The 14985-nt window shown below is 61.9% G+C and carries 13 protein-coding genes and 1 pseudogene; 11 read left to right on the forward strand and 3 right to left on the reverse strand.

The features are described from left to right. Positions 1 to 257: 257 nt before the first annotated feature. The 3 genes from P0D84_RS33305 (at position 258) to copM (ending at position 2398) form a co-directional block, all read left to right on the forward strand. A complete protein-coding gene (locus P0D84_RS33305) occupies positions 258 to 1334 on the forward strand; it encodes an S-adenosylmethionine:tRNA ribosyltransferase-isomerase (RefSeq protein WP_408343731.1) in 1077 nt (358 codons plus the stop codon). A gap of 348 nt (positions 1335 to 1682) precedes the next feature. Next, positions 1683 to 1880, forward strand: a complete 198-nt coding sequence (locus P0D84_RS33310; protein ID WP_408343733.1) for a heavy-metal-associated domain-containing protein — start codon at positions 1683 to 1685, stop codon at positions 1878 to 1880. A 119-nt stretch (positions 1881 to 1999) separates the two neighbouring features. Further along, positions 2000 to 2398, forward strand: a complete 399-nt coding sequence (gene copM / locus P0D84_RS33315) for a CopM family metallochaperone (protein WP_408343735.1) — start codon at positions 2000 to 2002, stop codon at positions 2396 to 2398. A 269-nt stretch (positions 2399 to 2667) separates the two neighbouring features. Here copM and P0D84_RS33320 read toward each other — a convergent pair. Then, positions 2668 to 3219: pseudogene (locus P0D84_RS33320) on the reverse strand (NAD(P)H-dependent flavin oxidoreductase); the annotation flags it as partial. A gap of 123 nt (positions 3220 to 3342) precedes the next feature. On the opposite strand from P0D84_RS33320, the gene P0D84_RS33325 reads away from it, so the two are divergent. Further along, complete coding sequence (locus P0D84_RS33325) at positions 3343 to 4317, forward strand: LysR family transcriptional regulator (RefSeq protein ID WP_408343737.1); 975 nt, start codon at positions 3343 to 3345, stop codon at positions 4315 to 4317. Positions 4318 to 4550: 233 nt separating this feature from the next. Here the strand turns inward: P0D84_RS33325 and P0D84_RS33330 are convergent, their stop codons facing one another. Both P0D84_RS33330 and P0D84_RS33335 read right to left on the reverse strand, forming a co-directional pair. Then, positions 4551 to 5570 (reverse strand): alcohol dehydrogenase, encoded by a 1020-nt coding sequence (locus tag P0D84_RS33330; RefSeq protein WP_408343739.1) that lies wholly within the window; start codon positions 5568 to 5570, stop codon positions 4551 to 4553. Positions 5571 to 5788: 218 nt separating this feature from the next. Continuing rightward, positions 5789 to 7633, reverse strand: a complete 1845-nt coding sequence (locus P0D84_RS33335) for an ABC transporter transmembrane domain-containing protein (RefSeq protein ID WP_408343741.1) — start codon at positions 7631 to 7633, stop codon at positions 5789 to 5791. A gap of 196 nt (positions 7634 to 7829) precedes the next feature. Here P0D84_RS33335 and P0D84_RS33340 point away from each other — a divergent pair, with 196 nt between their 5' ends. From P0D84_RS33340 to P0D84_RS33370, 7 genes are all read left to right on the forward strand, one after another. Further along, positions 7830 to 8702 (forward strand): cation diffusion facilitator family transporter, encoded by an 873-nt coding sequence (locus P0D84_RS33340; protein ID WP_408343743.1) that lies wholly within the window; start codon positions 7830 to 7832, stop codon positions 8700 to 8702. After that, entirely contained in the window at positions 8692 to 8940 is a 249-nt protein-coding gene (locus tag P0D84_RS33345) for a hypothetical protein (RefSeq protein ID WP_408343745.1), read from the forward strand. Before P0D84_RS33340 ends, P0D84_RS33345 begins: the two co-directional genes overlap by 11 nt. A 192-nt stretch (positions 8941 to 9132) precedes the next feature. Continuing rightward, positions 9133 to 9603, forward strand: a complete 471-nt coding sequence (locus tag P0D84_RS33350) for a hypothetical protein (RefSeq protein ID WP_408343747.1) — start codon at positions 9133 to 9135, stop codon at positions 9601 to 9603. Positions 9604 to 9882: 279 nt separating this feature from the next. Further along, positions 9883 to 10914, forward strand: coding sequence for a TRAP transporter substrate-binding protein (locus tag P0D84_RS33355; RefSeq protein ID WP_408346232.1), 1032 nt, complete (start codon positions 9883 to 9885; stop codon positions 10912 to 10914). Positions 10915 to 10917: 3 nt separating this feature from the next. Then, positions 10918 to 12825 carry a TRAP transporter large permease subunit gene (locus tag P0D84_RS33360; RefSeq protein WP_408343749.1) on the forward strand — a complete coding sequence of 636 codons (1908 nt, stop codon included), beginning with the start codon at positions 10918 to 10920 and terminating at the stop codon, positions 12823 to 12825. A 20-nt stretch (positions 12826 to 12845) separates the two neighbouring features. Next, on the forward strand, positions 12846 to 13931 hold the full coding sequence (locus P0D84_RS33365) for a LacI family DNA-binding transcriptional regulator (RefSeq protein WP_408343751.1): 1086 nt from the start codon (positions 12846 to 12848) through the stop codon (positions 13929 to 13931). Beyond that, positions 13928 to 14971 (forward strand): hydroxyacid dehydrogenase, encoded by a 1044-nt coding sequence (locus P0D84_RS33370; protein ID WP_408343753.1) that lies wholly within the window; start codon positions 13928 to 13930, stop codon positions 14969 to 14971. Before P0D84_RS33365 ends, P0D84_RS33370 begins: the two co-directional genes overlap by 4 nt. Positions 14972 to 14985 lie beyond the last annotated feature (14 nt).

The following is a 14985-nucleotide window of genomic DNA, read 5'->3' on the forward strand; positions in this document are numbered from 1 at the left end:
TTCATTATTACAATATAGCAATCCTAATTGCACCATGCCGATACCCCGTGTACTGTATGTTCTGAGCATTGCACCAATCTCAAACGCTTCGCCCAACTTAAATCTCGCCTGTCGAGGGATCTTTTCAACTCGGAGATTCAGGGCAACAGCCAATGTGCGAATTGCGGAACGAGACTGACTGTCCCGAATAAAAAACCTCCGGACAGACAACGGAGCATTAGCTCTTATCGCGACTGTCGAACTACAGAGGACTGCAATTGAAAACCGAACATTTTGATTTCGCTCTTGATCCAGCAACCATGCCCACGGATCCTGTTCAGTTGCGCGGCCGGCGCCGCGACGATGGAAGGATGATCGTGCTGGATCGTTCCACGGCAACAATCGAACATAAAATGTTCCCGGCCATATACGACTACCTCCGCCCAGGCGATCTGCTGGTGTTGAATGATAGTTACATGCTGTCGAATACGCTGTCGTTCCAGAACGGCAATGAGCCCACGCAGATGATCGTATACGGCCACGAGCCCGGCGGAACGAATATTGTCGAAATCAGACCTGGACAAGGATCGAAAACAGGTCTCGCCCTGAGATCAACAGATGATGCGCGGCTCACTTGTACCTTGTTGGAGCCGCAGCCCGACGGACTCTGGAGGGCGAGGTTCGAGCCAGCCGAGCGGCTGACTCTGGCGCTTGATCGGTACGGGTCGCGCTCCGACGAAACATCCGACGAAGCCGTCCCCCTTCATCCAACATATTGGCGAAATTCCCCGGAGGCTTACCGGTCCGTCTACGCGCGAAGGCCTGGTTCGCTCGAGATTCCGTCAGCCGGCCTTCACTTCTCTACCGACCTTCTGAGCCGGATTGCCGACAAGGGTGTTGAAACCGCGTACGTCACACTGCATGTTGGGGCTACCGAGATCCTCGCCGTCCGCTACATCAGGGAAGACGAGGTTGAAAATCACAAGGTGAGACCAGAATTCTTCGACGTCGGAGCGGAGGCGGCCATACAGATTAATCGGGCACTAGCTGAAAGGCGCCGCGTCATCGCGGTCGGCACAACTGTCATGCGTGCGCTCGAGTCACTTGCGGTTCACAACGAACCCAAGACAGACATTCAGGCTGGGACAGGATGGACAGATCTCTACATTTATCCGGGATTCCAGTTCAAGGTCGTGGACGGCCTACTGACCAACCTTCACCGGCCACGGTCCAGCCACATCGTGTTGACCGCTGCTTTCGCGGGCAAAGACCTCGTTATGCGAAGCTACGACGAAATCCTTAGCATAACTGGATATGAGTTCGACATGTTTGGCGACAGCATGCTGATCCTGTAGGCCTCGGACAGGGAAAGCAAGCGCCGTGGCCAATGCTGATCAAGGATTCGCCACGGCGCGGCAAATCGACTCGCGTTCCTGATTCTGGTGCCTAACGGGAAACGATTGATGACATTCAAGCGCTACGATGTGCGCACCGCCGAAGTCAACTTGTCTGGATGAGTGTAGATCTTCAGAGCGGGGACTCGAGCGACGTGTGCTGTAAACCCGTGGCCCGCTCAGTCTCAAGCAGCTTTCCGCCTCGATATGGCTAATATTGGCGACAGCACGAACATGCACGCGGACGCTTGACCTTCCCCCAGTGGGAAGGTCCACGCTTGAGTCCTGATCTCTCATCGGAGCCAAGAAATGGAATTCGAAATCCCGGATATGTCATGCGGCGGATGCGCCAATGCGATTACTCGTGCGCTGACCAGTCTCGACCCCGCCGCGAAGCTCGACGTCGATGTCCCCGCTAAAATCGTGACCGTCACATCGGCGTTGCCGACGGCACGCATCATCGAGGCCATCGCTGAGGCGGGCTTTCATCCTTCGCTCAAGGGCTAGGCAGATCGCGGCAAGCCATTTAAATCGAATAGGCTTGCCTCCCTGTTCGCGGCATCACGGCAGCACTGCGCGGCATCATGGCCGCCTGATATCACCTTTTCTCCAACGGAAAATCCAACATGAAAAACCTTCACGCATTCCGTGCCCTTTGTCTTTTCGGCGGCGTTGCGTTTGCTGTCGCTGCGGCGCCCGTCTGTGCGCAGCAGAGTGCGTCGATGCCCGGCATGGACATGTCAGCATCGGCGGACGCCGGGTCGAGCGCATCGACACAGGCCTTCAAAGACGCCGACGAGAAAATGATGCAGGACATGGAATCGCCCGCCTACACGGGCGATGCCGACAAGGATTTCGTGGCCCACATGATCCCGCATCATCAAGGCGCGGTCGCAATGGCGCAGGTGGAACTGAAATACGGTAAAGATCCCGAGTTGAAACGGTTGGCCCGCAACATCATCAAGGCGCAACATGAAGAGATCGGGTTCATGCAGCGCTGGCAGGCGAAGCACGGTGTGAAGTGACAACCGGCGCGGGCTAACCTTGCGCTGCCGGTCTCGAGATACCGGAAAAAGAAACCCGCGACATAACGGCGGCCCTCATCACCCCACGTTGGTGATCAGCCCGTCGCCGCACCCACGCTGGTGATCAGTTCGTCGTCGCAGTTTGCGCTTCGCGAGTCTCGCGAACGAGCGTCTCAACCAGTTCCGCCGCCGGCATCGCACGCGAAAGCCGCACGGCCTGGCCTGCCCATTGAGCCGCATAGGCAGCGCTTCCCTGCGCTTTCGCAGCCGCCGCCGGCCTCGGCGCCCTGCGCGATGACGCCGTCCAGTCCTGCTGCATGGATCTGAGCGGCTTCGTCGAGGTTGGTGGCACTCGCCAGCAGCATGATTCCGGCTTCGCGCAACGCCGCGATTTTCGCGGCCGGCGGCAAGCCGAAGTGGAAGCTGACCACAGCCGGACGCTCCTCAAGCAACATCGCGAGCATCGCGTCGTCTTCGACAAAACTCGTATAGATCTCGCGCAGCGCCGCAGGCGGTTGAGCACCGAAGCGCGCGAAGTGCGGCGCCAGATAGTCGAGCCAACGCGCCTCCCGAATGGGATCGGCGTGGGCAGGCGCATGGGCGAACAGATTGACGTTAAACGGCTTGCTGCTCAACGCCCGCGTTTCGTGGATCGCCGCCCGCGCGCTCTGCGCGTTCATCGCACCGAAACCGAGCGAGCCCAACGCGCCCGCGTTCGACACCGCCGCGGCTAGCGCCGGCGTGCTCACGCCCGCCATTGGCGCCTGGATGATCGGCAGGCGGACGCCCAACCGGGCGAGTAGATTCACAGAGTCCTTCATGTCCGTAGCTCCTTGAAACCTCACGCGCCCAGCGTTACCGCGCGCCTCCCTTGCAACTGACTATACTTGTGCCACCCGTGTTGATAAATACCTCCATATCGAATTAATTTGATACGTCACGTAATGAATAATCCACGGATCATCGAACGAAACAATAAACGGCAGTTCGACGATTTGATGCTCGGCAGCATCGAGCTGTTCTGTCTCGCGGCTGAACTGGAGAGCTTTACCGACGCCGCCACCGCTGCCGGCGTGACGCCTGCGGCGGTGAGCCGCTCGGTGTCGCGGCTCGAGGAGCGCATGGAGGTGCGGCTCTTCGTCAGAACCACGCGCCGTATCCGGCTGACCGACGCGGGCAGGACGTATTACGAGCGTTGCCGCGAGGCGCTCGGGCAACTCGTCGACGCGGAGCGCGAAGCGACCGGCCAGCAGTCCGCCGCTGCCGGCGTGTTGCGCATCAGCATGCCGACGCCTTATGCGCACTATCGCGTGCTGCCCATCCTGCCGGCCTTCCGCGAACGGCACCCACAGGTGCGGGTCGACGTGCACATCAGCAATCGCAACATTGACTTCGCCGAAGAAGGCTTCGATCTGGCCATTCGCGGACGCGCGCCGGACGAGTCGAATCTGATCGCCCGCAAGCTGGAAGACGCGGAACTGGTCGTGGTGGCGAGTCGCGCTTATCTGTCGCGAGCCGGAACGCCGGCATCGCTGGACGACCTCGCGCGCCACGATTGCATCCAGTTCGACCTGCCGAGCAGTGGCCGCAAGATTCCCTGGCTGTTCAAAAGCGGGGGGGACGTGCAGGAACATTTCACCGAAGGCGGCTATTCGAGCGCGGGCGATGTACTCGGCGGCGTCACGTTGGCGCGCAACGGCGCCGGGCTGTTCCAGACATACCGTTTCGTGGTCGAGCAGGACCTGGAGACGGGCGGTCTGGTGGAAGTGCTGCCCGAGTTCGGTGGCACCTCGCGGCCGTTCGTGCTGTTGTACCCCCACAAGCGCCATGTGTCGTTGCGGGTGCGACGCTTTGTCGAATTTCTCGTCGAGACACTCGGCCCGGCTCCGCACGACGACGTCACCTCTCCCCTTCTTTGAGGCTGACCGGCGATGGATCGAATCGATGCGACCGGCTCGCTGGCCGGCAGACTCGTGGGTCCGCTGGTCGGCGGCCTGCCGCCCTCGTTGATCAGCAAGCGCGACGGCGTACGCGTATGCGCGGCGAACCTGGGACGCGTTACAACCGACCAACTCGAACGCAACATTCAACGCATTGCGCAATCGTCGGGCGTCGACGCGTGCACTCGCCGGCCCGATCGCCAATCGCGCGCTTATTGCCCCGTGTTGAGCACAACCCTGAACCGGGCGGCGCCGCTCATCATACGGTCGTAGGCCTCGGCTGCCTTCGTCAGTGGGAATTCTTCGATCATCGGTTTGATTCCCGATAGCGCGCTGAAAGCGAGCGTGTCCTGAGAATCCGCCGACGTACCCGACGGCCAGCCTTGCACCGAATTGCGCCCCATGATGAACTGCGCGATAGGCACTTCGACGGGCTCATCGGAGAGCCCGACCATGATCAGCTTGCCGTTCGCCCCGAGGCCGCCCACTACCGCGCTCATCGCTTTGCCACTCGTGACGGTGGCGAGAATGACGCGCGCGCCGCCCAGCGCCTGCAACGCTTCTGCGATGTTCCCCGCAGTGCTGTCGATGTAGTGATGGGCGCCAAGTTGTTTCGCAAGACGGGCCTTGTCCTCGCCGCGCGCGATGGCTACCGTGACGAATCCCATCTTTCTCGCGAACTGCACGCCGAGATGACCGAGCCCGCCAATGCCCAGAATCGCGACCACATCGCCAGCCCGCGCGCCGCTGTTGCGCAGCGCGTTGAATGTCGTGATGCCCGCGCATAGAAGCGGAGCGGCATCGACATCGGAAAGATCGTCTGGAATGCGCGCCAGCGCTTCGACCGGGGCCAGCATAAATTCGGCGTAACCGCCGTCGTAGCTGATACCCGGCACGAGGGCGCGCTCACACAGAACAAAATCGCCTTGACGGCAATGCTCGCACCGTCCGCAATGTCCGCCGTGCCAGCCGACGCCGACGCGCTGCCTCGCCTGCCATCCTTCGATGCCCGCACCGACTGTATCGATGACGCCCGCGATCTCGTGCCCGGGCACCCGGGGATATTGCAGGCCCGGCCACTGCCCTTCTTTCGTCAACACGTCACTGTGACAGACGCCGCACGCCTGGATCTTGATCAGCACCTGCCCCGCACCCGGTTCCGGCACGTCCCGTTCGACGAGCTCCAAGGGGCCGCCCGCCCGCGCCACTTGCATTGCCTTCATCGTCCGCATCGCTTTCCTCCTGGTGAAAGAGACGAACGCGAGCTGACCGAACCCGGTTCGTGGATTTGCCGCCGACGTCACCTACCGGTCAAGCGGTCAGCTTACGCCATATTCCAGGCGCAGCTCCCCTGCCACGGCATGGCCTGTTCTTCTCGTCGACGGGAGCGCCGCATGACTCGCGAAAGGGTCGTTCGACCTGGCCGCCCGTGCGGCCAGTTTTGCGCCCTTCACGCCGACCCGATCGGGTCGCTCACGGCCGGATCACTCACGGCCCCGCGTTGCACCGTCGGCCCCGACTGCTCGCCGAACTGCAACGCAGCAAGCTGGGCATAGAGCGGCGAACTCAAAAGGAGCTCCGCGTGACGGCCCTGCGCGACAATGCGTCCCTGTTCCAGCACGATAATGCGGTCGGCCTGCTGGACGGTCGCGAGGCGGTGTGCGATGACCAGCGTGGTGCGATTCTGCGCGGCGTTATCCAGCGCCTTCTGCACCAGCCGTTCGCTGGCGGCGTCGAGCGCACTAGTGGCCTCGTCGAGCAGCAGGATGGGCGGATTCTTCAGGATCGCGCGAGCGATCGCAATGCGCTGGCGCTGTCCGCCGGACAGGCGCACGCCGCGCTCTCCGAGAAAGGTGTCATAGCCTTGCGGCAGTTCTTCGATAAAGCCGGCCGCGGCGGCCATGTCGGCAGCGCGTTGTACTTGCGCCAGTGTGGCTTCCGGCGCGCCATAGCGGATGTTGTCCAGCACGCTCCCTGAAAAGATCACCGATTCCTGCAGCACCACGCCGATTTCCTTGCGCAACTCGACAAGCGGCACGGCACGCGTCGGGACGCCGTTGATCAGAATGCGGCCGGATTGCGGATCGTAAAAGCGCAGCAGCAACTGGAACAGCGTCGTCTTGCCCGCGCCGGATGGGCCGACCAATGCGACATGTTCGCCCGGACGGACCTCGAGCGAGAGTGCGGACAGCGCGGCAATGCCAGGGCGCGATGGATACGAGAAGCTGACGTTGTCGAAGCGGATGCCCTCGCCTCGCACAGGCAGCGCGATCGTGGTCTCAGCCTCCACCACCGGCGAGCGCGCCGCCAGCAATTGCAGCAAACGTTCGGTGGCGCCGGCAGCGCGCTGCAGATCGCCCCACACCTCGGCGACCGCTCCCACGGCGCCAGCCGTGAACACCGCGTAGAGAATGAACTGGGACAACTGCCCTGCAGTCATGCGCCCGGCCAGCACCGCCTGCGCCCCGAGCCACAGCACGAACACAATGGCGCTGAACACCAGCACGATCACCACGGCGGTCAACCAGGCGCGCGCGCGAATGCGCGTGAGCGCGGTCTCGAAGGCCGCCTCCACCGCGCCGCCAAAACGCCGCGCCTCGAATGGCTCCTGCGTATACGACTGGACGGTCGGCATGGCATTGAGTACCTCGCCCGCCAGCGCGCTCGTATTCGCGATCTTGTCCTGGCTCGCGCGCGAGAGCCGCCGCACGCGCCGGCCGAAGATCACGATAGGCGCGACCACCACGACCAGCGTTGCGATGATGTAGCCGGACAGCACCGGGCTCGTCACCGCCAGCATCGCCACACCACCCGTCAACAGGAAGAAGTTGCGCAATCCCAGCGACAGGCTGGTGCCCACCACCGTCTGGATCAAGGTGGTGTCGGCGGTGAGCCGTGACAGCACTTCGCCGGTCTGCGTGGTTTCGAAGAACTGCGGGCTCATCCCCAGCACGTGATCGTAGACCGCGCGCCGCAAGTCGGCCGTGACGCGCTCGCCCAGCCACGACACGAGATAGAAGCGCAACGCCGTGGCGCCGGCCAGGACCAGCGAAACGACGAATAGCGCGATGAAATAACGATCGATGTGCGCCCGGTCGCCCCCGGCGAAGCCTCGATCGATCAGGTATTTGAACGCCACCGGCAACACCAGGGTGGCGCCCGCCGAGGTCACCAGCGCGAGGAAGGCGAGCGCCCAACGGCCGGCATAAGGGCGCAGGAAGGGAAACAGCGCAAACAGGGGGCCGATACGTGGTGAAGAACGCGAAAGCGGCGAAGACGTAACAGCGTCTGGCATGGGGATTCCGGAGTGGATCGAATATCCTCCCGATTGTGCCAGTCCTGCGAATTCGAAGGCGGTTCGCGCAAAAGCCCGGCGCTGATCCATGCATGGGCCTCCTGCACCGCCAGCCCTATAATCCGCGGCACAAGCCAATTAACGTATCGAGGTCGAATCGATGTCTGGAAGTATGTCCAACGGAGCGCTGCGGCGCATGGCCGCGATCGTTGCACTCGTGGTCGCCCTTGCGCTGGTCGTTGTCAAAGTCTGGGCATGGGTTACCACCGGCTCGATTTCCTTGCTGACGTCCGCTGCCGATGGTCTGGTGGACGTCGTCGCGTCGACCGTGACCTTCGCCGGGGTCCGTTATGCAGCCATGCCTGCCGATCGCGGCCATCGCTACGGGCATGGCAAGGCCGAGGCAGTCGCCGCGTTCGTTCAGGCATTGCTTCTCGCGGGTGCGGCGGTCGGGCTCGCCGTCGAGTCGGTGCAGCGTCTGTTCATTCCCCAAGCGCTGAATCAGACGGGGTTCGGCATCTGGGTGATCGTGGGAAGCTCACTGGCCGCCGCCGGGCTCGTCGCTATGCAAACCCTCGTGGTCAGGCGCACGGGTTCTACGGCCATCGCCGCAGATCGTGCCCACTACGTGACGGATGTGGCGGTCAACATCGCAGTGCTGATTGCGCTTTTGCTTGAACAGTTTCTTGGCTGGTCCCGGGCCGATGCGATCGGCGCCCTGGCAATCTCCGTCTACATGCTGTGGAACGCGCGCGGCATGGCGGTCCACGCGTTGTTTCAACTGCTTGACCGCGAGTTGGATGAGGCAGATCGTGCACGCATTGAAGCCGCGGTACTGGCCTGTGACGGCGTGCAAGGCATTCACGATATCCGTACGCGCGACAGCGGGGACAGGATTTTTGTCGAGTTTCATGTGGAAGTCGACGGGGCCCTCACCGTCGAAGAAGGTCATGCAATCAGCGATAACGCCGAAAAAGCGGTGCAGCGATTGTTCCCTTCGACCGATGCCACGGCCCACCTCGAGCCTGCCGGTATTAAAGACGAGCGGCTGGACGACCTTGTCAAATAGCCTGAGCGCGTGGACCGCAGTGGAGTGTGTCAGGCACTCTTCGGCGCCATCCAGACTGGCATCGCCAGAAGGAGAAGCGCCCATCGTCAGAGCGACGACGGGCGCTTCTCCGAACCACTACTGCACGGGCGGCCGCATCACTGCCGCGTGCGCCGATCCGGGTCTGCCGCGCAAGACGCTCTATGACAAGATGCGGCGTCTCGGCATTTCGCGAGAGATTGAAGACGGCAGCAAGTGACGGCGTGCGCACCTGAGCGGATGCATACGCGGCAGGAAGCGGACTTTCGACGGCAGAACGATCGTCGTTGAAGAGTGAAGCGTGCCGTGGCGTACGATACGGTTGTACTCGGTAGAACAGCAATGTCCGGGAGAACGCGCGATGAATGCTAATGCGTTAAACGCCAAATACGCACACCGACCATAGTCCGGAATGATCGTAAAAGATCAGATAGTCCTGCAACCGGCGCAGTATTACTATCGGTTCGCTCACTCTATGGTGAAAGGACAACGGCAGACGCGGGACCAGATTGTCGGAGGCGCATGGTGGATTGATGCCGACGTCTTCAACACCATTAAAAATCGAGCGGAACGGTCCGAATCGCATCTTTTATCACCCGCACGCCGGAATCTGGCGATCGCCAAACGATGGGAGGGCAAGGTAGACATCGTGGTGCGGGCACTTCTGGTCGGTCCTCTGCTGGCATATATCGGACCTCGAACGTATCAGGTCTTCGAAGACAACGTTCCAGACGATCTCTCCATCTGGATTCCATCGCCGGACGCGATTCAAATTTATATACCGGGACTAAGAGAAAAGAACCCGACGACTGGGTACCCGATCTATCGGAATGCCTTTGCGCACGCAGAGCAGATTCGCATAGGCTGGGACCCGACTTGTTGAGTTTCGGAACTCGTAGATCCGCTACTGCAAGTGCCTCTTCCACCTGGCTCACCGCGTTGAGGCGGTGAGGCGCTGTCACAAGATCTCTGGCTGACCGGCCCGGCCGTATCGCGGCCGAAATTCCATCTGCCGCGCCCTGCAATGCGCCGGCACCAGGCTCACATAGTTCTCCGATCTCAAACCGTCAAGGTACGTAAAAACCCTAGGATACGCCTGTTGGTGTATCGATTTACTATATCGATACACCAAATTGTCCGAACACGGACTTCAGGAGACACCATGGCTTCGATTTCCCGGCGAAAATTCTTACAGATCACCTCCGCCGCCTCGGTCGCCGCAGCGGCCGGTTCCCTGCCCACCCTGGCGCGTGCTTCGGCGCCGATTGCCCTGCGTTTTTCATCCACGATGGTGGCGGACCAGAACGCCTCGCACTACGTCTGGTATCAGAATTTCGCCGCGAGTCTGAAGACGAACGTAGGCGACGCCATCCGGATCGACTTCTTTCCCAATAACCAGCTTGGCAATGAAAGCGACGTCGCGCAGCAGGTCAAGATCGGCTCAATCGACATGATGGTGACGGGCGCCTCGATATGGGCCACGCTCGCGCCGGAAATCGGCATGCTGGATATGGGCTATCTGTTCGACAGCTTCGCGCATGCCGAGAAGGTTCTCGATGGTCACGTGGGCGCCGCATTGGGCAAGTTCCTGCAAGACCGGTCGGGTTGCCAGATTCTCACGTGGACGTCCCAGTTCGGCGCGCGCAACGTCTTCACCAAAAAGCCCGTTGAGTCGCTGGCGCAATTCAAGGGCACCAAACTCCGGGTATTGCCGACGCCCGCGTTCATCGAAACCTTCAAGGCCATGGGTGCGGTCCCCACGCCGATCCCGTTTGGTGAGCTCTATATGGCCGCGCAAACCGGCGTGGTCGATGGGCTGGAACACGACTCCGCGACGGTGCTGTCAGGCAAGTTTTACGAGGTCGTGAAGTCATGCTGGAAAACCCAGCACAACTTCAGTCCGCTCACTGTCGCGATTGGGAAGCGATCCATGGACAAGATCCCCGCGGAGTTGCGTCCGGGATTTCTCAAGGCCGTCCAGGAAGCCAGTTTGAAACAGCGCCCCATCGCCGACGAAAAAGCCTCGCAGGCCGAGCAGGTGCTCAAGCAGCACGGCATGACTTTCTACCCGATGGCGCCGGCCGAGCGCGATGCCGTGCGCCATCAATTGCAGAGCACGCTCTATCAGAGCTTCGCAAAACAATATCCGGCGACGGCACCGCTCTTTGCAGAAATCGCCGCGGCAAGGGGCTAATCGATGAGCGCGCTCCCCACCCCTCACACGCCGAACGAGCACGCCCACGCCGCCGCCACAGCGTTGGCCTTCGATCGTGGAACACCGTGGGGATCGGGCCTCGAACGCCTGGTGCGATGGACCGAATATCTCTCGGCAGCCGTGCTTGCCGCCGATGTGGCCGTGGTATTCGTGTCGGTCATCTACCGCTACTTCCTGCACGATCCGGTGGATTGGGCCGAGGAAATCGCCTCTGCCCTGATGATCGTGCTGGTCTTCTTCGGCGCTGCGACAGTACTGGCCCGTAGCCAGCATGTCGGCATCGAGTTGTTCCGCGGTCTTTTGCCGAGGCGCTGGCAACCCGCGATGATTCACGCCGGGCACTGGATCATCGCCGGTGTGTCGGCGAGCCTGTTTTTTTCGTCCTGCCTGTTGCTCGTCGATTCATATGGACAGACGACCGCGAGCGGTTTGCCCGGCTGGATCAACGTCTACCCGCTCGTGATCGGAAGTCTGTTCATGACGCTCTTCGCCGTGGCGAATGCCATCAACGGCACGCGGCGCATCGTGCTGGGGAGCCTCGCCGGATGCGCGGTGATTGCGCTCGCGCTGATCGCATGGAGCACGTTCGTCCCCGCACATCCGATCGAGCCCGGGCTGTTGCTCGCCGCGGGATTTTTCGGCGGCCTGTTCCTTGGCATACCGATCTGTTTCGTCCTCGCCTTCTCCGCCCTGTTGTTTTTTCTCGCGGAACCGAGCCTGCCCATGCTCGTGTACTCGCAGCAGGTGATGGCCGGCGCCAATCACTTTGTTCTGCTCGCGGTGCCGTTCTTCGTGCTGGCCGGCCTGCTGATGGAATCCAACGGCATGTCGTCCCGTCTGGTCGAGCTGCTGCTGCGCATCTTCGGACGCGTACGCGGTGGCCTCGGCTTGATATCCATTACGGCAACCGCTTTCTTTTCTGGCGTGTCCGGCTCCAAGCTGGCCGATATCGCCGCTGTAGGCGGGGTCGTCATGCCTGCCGTACGTCAGAGCGGGGAGGATCCGGATGAGATAGCCGCGATCCTTGCCAGCAGCGCGGTCATGGCGGAAACCATCCCGCCCTGCGTGAACATGATCATCATGGGATTTGTCGCCAACATTTCGATTGCCGGCCTGTTTCTCGCCGGGATCGTACCGGCCGCGGTGCTGGCTGTGTCGCTCGGTATCATGGCCGTGATTTTTGGCCGGCGCATCGACCCCAGCAAGGCCTTCAGTGTGCGCCGCCCGCTGGTGCCCCTGCTCGGCGGCGCCCTCGTTGCATTCATCATGATCGGCATGATCGGCAAAGGCGTCACGTCTGGGGTGGCGACTTCGACCGAGGTATCGGCGTTCGCCGTGGTCTATGCGCTGGTGGCGGGATGGCTTGCATTCCGCGAACTGACGCCCCGGGTGGTCGCGCGGCTGTTTGTGCGCGCCGCGTCGATGGCCGGCAGCATTCTGTTCATCGTCGCCGCGGCGTCGAGCGTCTCATTCGCCCTCACCATCGAGCAGATTCCGGCGCTCGTGTCCGGCGTGATGGTCTCTTTCGGCAGTCACTACGGCGCGACAGGGTTCATGCTGCTGTCCGTGCTCATCATGATCGTATTTGGCGCGATACTGGAAGGCGCGCCGGCGTTGATCATCTTCGGGCCGCTGCTGACGCCGATCGCCCAACAGCTCGGAATCAACCCGCTACACTTCGGAACGGTGGCCGTGGTGGCAATGGGACTCGGCCTGTTTGCACCGCCTGTGGGGCTGGGCCTGTTCGCCACGTGCGCCATCACGGGCACCAAGGTCGAACGCGTCGCGCGGCCCATGCTCAAATACCTCGCGGTACTTGCTATCGTCCTCGTCCTGCTGGTGCTTGTGCCCGGCTTCTCTCTCTGGCTACCATCCCGCTTTGGGATGTAAGTCACTTTACCGAGGATCTCGTGAGCACGATACAAGACGTCGCTAAACATGCCGCCGTCTCGGTGAGCACCGTGTCGAATGTACTCAACGGCCGCACGGAAAGGATGCGCCAGGAGACGCTCGCACGCGTGGAGGAGGCGATAGAAGCGCTGAAATACCGGCCAAGCAGCCTCGCGCGTCAGTTGAAAACCGGCCAGACACCGTTGATTGGCCTGCTGGTGCCGTCCATCGCCAACCCGATGTACGGCTACATTGCCCGCGAGATCGAGACCTTCGCGCAGGAGAAGTACGGACACCGCGTGTTGATTGGCAACACCTATCGGGACAAGGAGAAAGAAGCGTCTTTTTTTGAGGACCTCCTCGCCCATGGGGTACGGCGCGTCATCGTGATCTCTTCGCTGGCTGACGAGAGCCACCTTACGCAGGCCGTGCAGCGTGGCATGGTGGTCGTCAGCTACGATCGGCGCGCCACGCCCGGCGAGCAATCTCAAGTCAACCACGTCGCGCCGGATAACTTCGAGGCGGCACGGATCGCCACCCGTCACCTGATTGCTCATGGCCATACGCAGCTCGCGTTCGCGACGGTCGCGGGTATGACCGTGAGTCGCAGCGATAAGATCGATGGCTTCTACGCAGCGGCGAGCGAGGCCGGCTTGCGCGACCAGGCGCGTGTGATTGAAGGCGGCCCGTCGAACGAATATGGCGATTCCGTCATCGGTGAAGTGGGACACGAGCTTGCGCTGCAAATCGTCAAGAATGCCTGCCGGCCCACCGGAATCGTGGCGGTCAACGATCTGATGGCGCTGGGTTTGATGTCCGGCCTGCGTGAAACAGGTCTAAGCGTGCCCTCGGACGTCTCCGTCGTCGGCCTCGATGGCCTGTTTCTGTCCGCGCTTTCCAATCCCAGATTGACGACCGTACAACTGCCGGTGACCGAGATGGCTCGCGCGATGGTCGAGCGGGCCATGACTCGCCGGGGCCCGCCGGACGCGGACGCCGAGAATCTGGTTTTCAACACTACGTTGCTCATCGAACGCGAATCCGTGGCGGCACCTCCGGCACAGATTCCGTCTATCCACGCCAAAAAGCGGAATACCAGGAAATGAATACGGTTTTTGTTAGTCATCCTAGCAACATGCTGGAGCGTTACTTCGGCGACAAGGCGCTCGCTGGGTTACGCGCGCTCGCCGAGGTGAAACTGAACACCGAGCGCCGGGAACTCAGCACCGATGAACTGGCCAGCGCGGCACGTGGCTGCGACATCATCATCGCCTATCGCCAGACGCCGGCACCGCGCAGCCTGTTCGCCGCGCTGCCGGAACTGGCGGCGCTCGTGCGGTGCGCGGTCGATATCCGGACCATCGATGTCGGCGGCGCAAGCGAACACGGCGTGCTGATCACACAGGCGAGCGCCGGCTTCGTGCCGTCGGTATCGGAATGGGTGATCGGCGTGATACTCGCCATGGCGCGCGGCATCAATACCTACGCGACGGCCTACCATCGCGGCACGCCCCCCGAGCCCGTCATGGGACGTCAGCTGCGCGGCGCGACCCTGGGTGTCATCGGCTATGGCCAGATATCGCGCTATCTATGCGACGCAGCGTGTGCATTGGGCATGCGTGTGATCGTCACGGATCCGTACACCGAGGTAGAACAGCCCAACTTGCAACAGGTGCCGCTGCCCACGCTGCTGGCTATATCCGACTTCGTTGTTTGCCTCGCGCCCGCCACGGCCGAAACCGCCAGCCTGATGAACGCCCAGGCGTTTGCCTCGATGAAACGCGGGGCGTACTTCATCAATGCCTCACGCGGCGAACTGGTCGATGAGGCTGCGCTGCTATCCGCGCTGGATTCCGGCCATCTGGCCGGCTGTGCACTCGACGTCGGCAGCGAAGCGGACCAGATGCCCTCCCTGATACTCGCACGGCATCCCAAGGTGATTGCGACTCCGCATATCGGCGGCCTCACGCCGGAGGCGATCGAACACCAGGCGCTCCAGACAGTCTCGCAGGTCGCGGAGATCCTCCGCGGAGAAACACCGGAAGGCGCTGTGAATGCTCCGCACGCGAGCCGATTGGGCAGATTCGCGCATGGGGAGAAGCAAGCACAGGCGATGGTGGAATCGCAAGCGCCCCGTCATTCGTAGCAGACAGCAACCCA

Source organism: Paraburkholderia sp. RL17-337-BIB-A, assembly GCF_046025895.1.
Classification (GTDB): Bacteria; Pseudomonadota; Gammaproteobacteria; order Burkholderiales; family Burkholderiaceae; genus Paraburkholderia; species Paraburkholderia fungorum_C.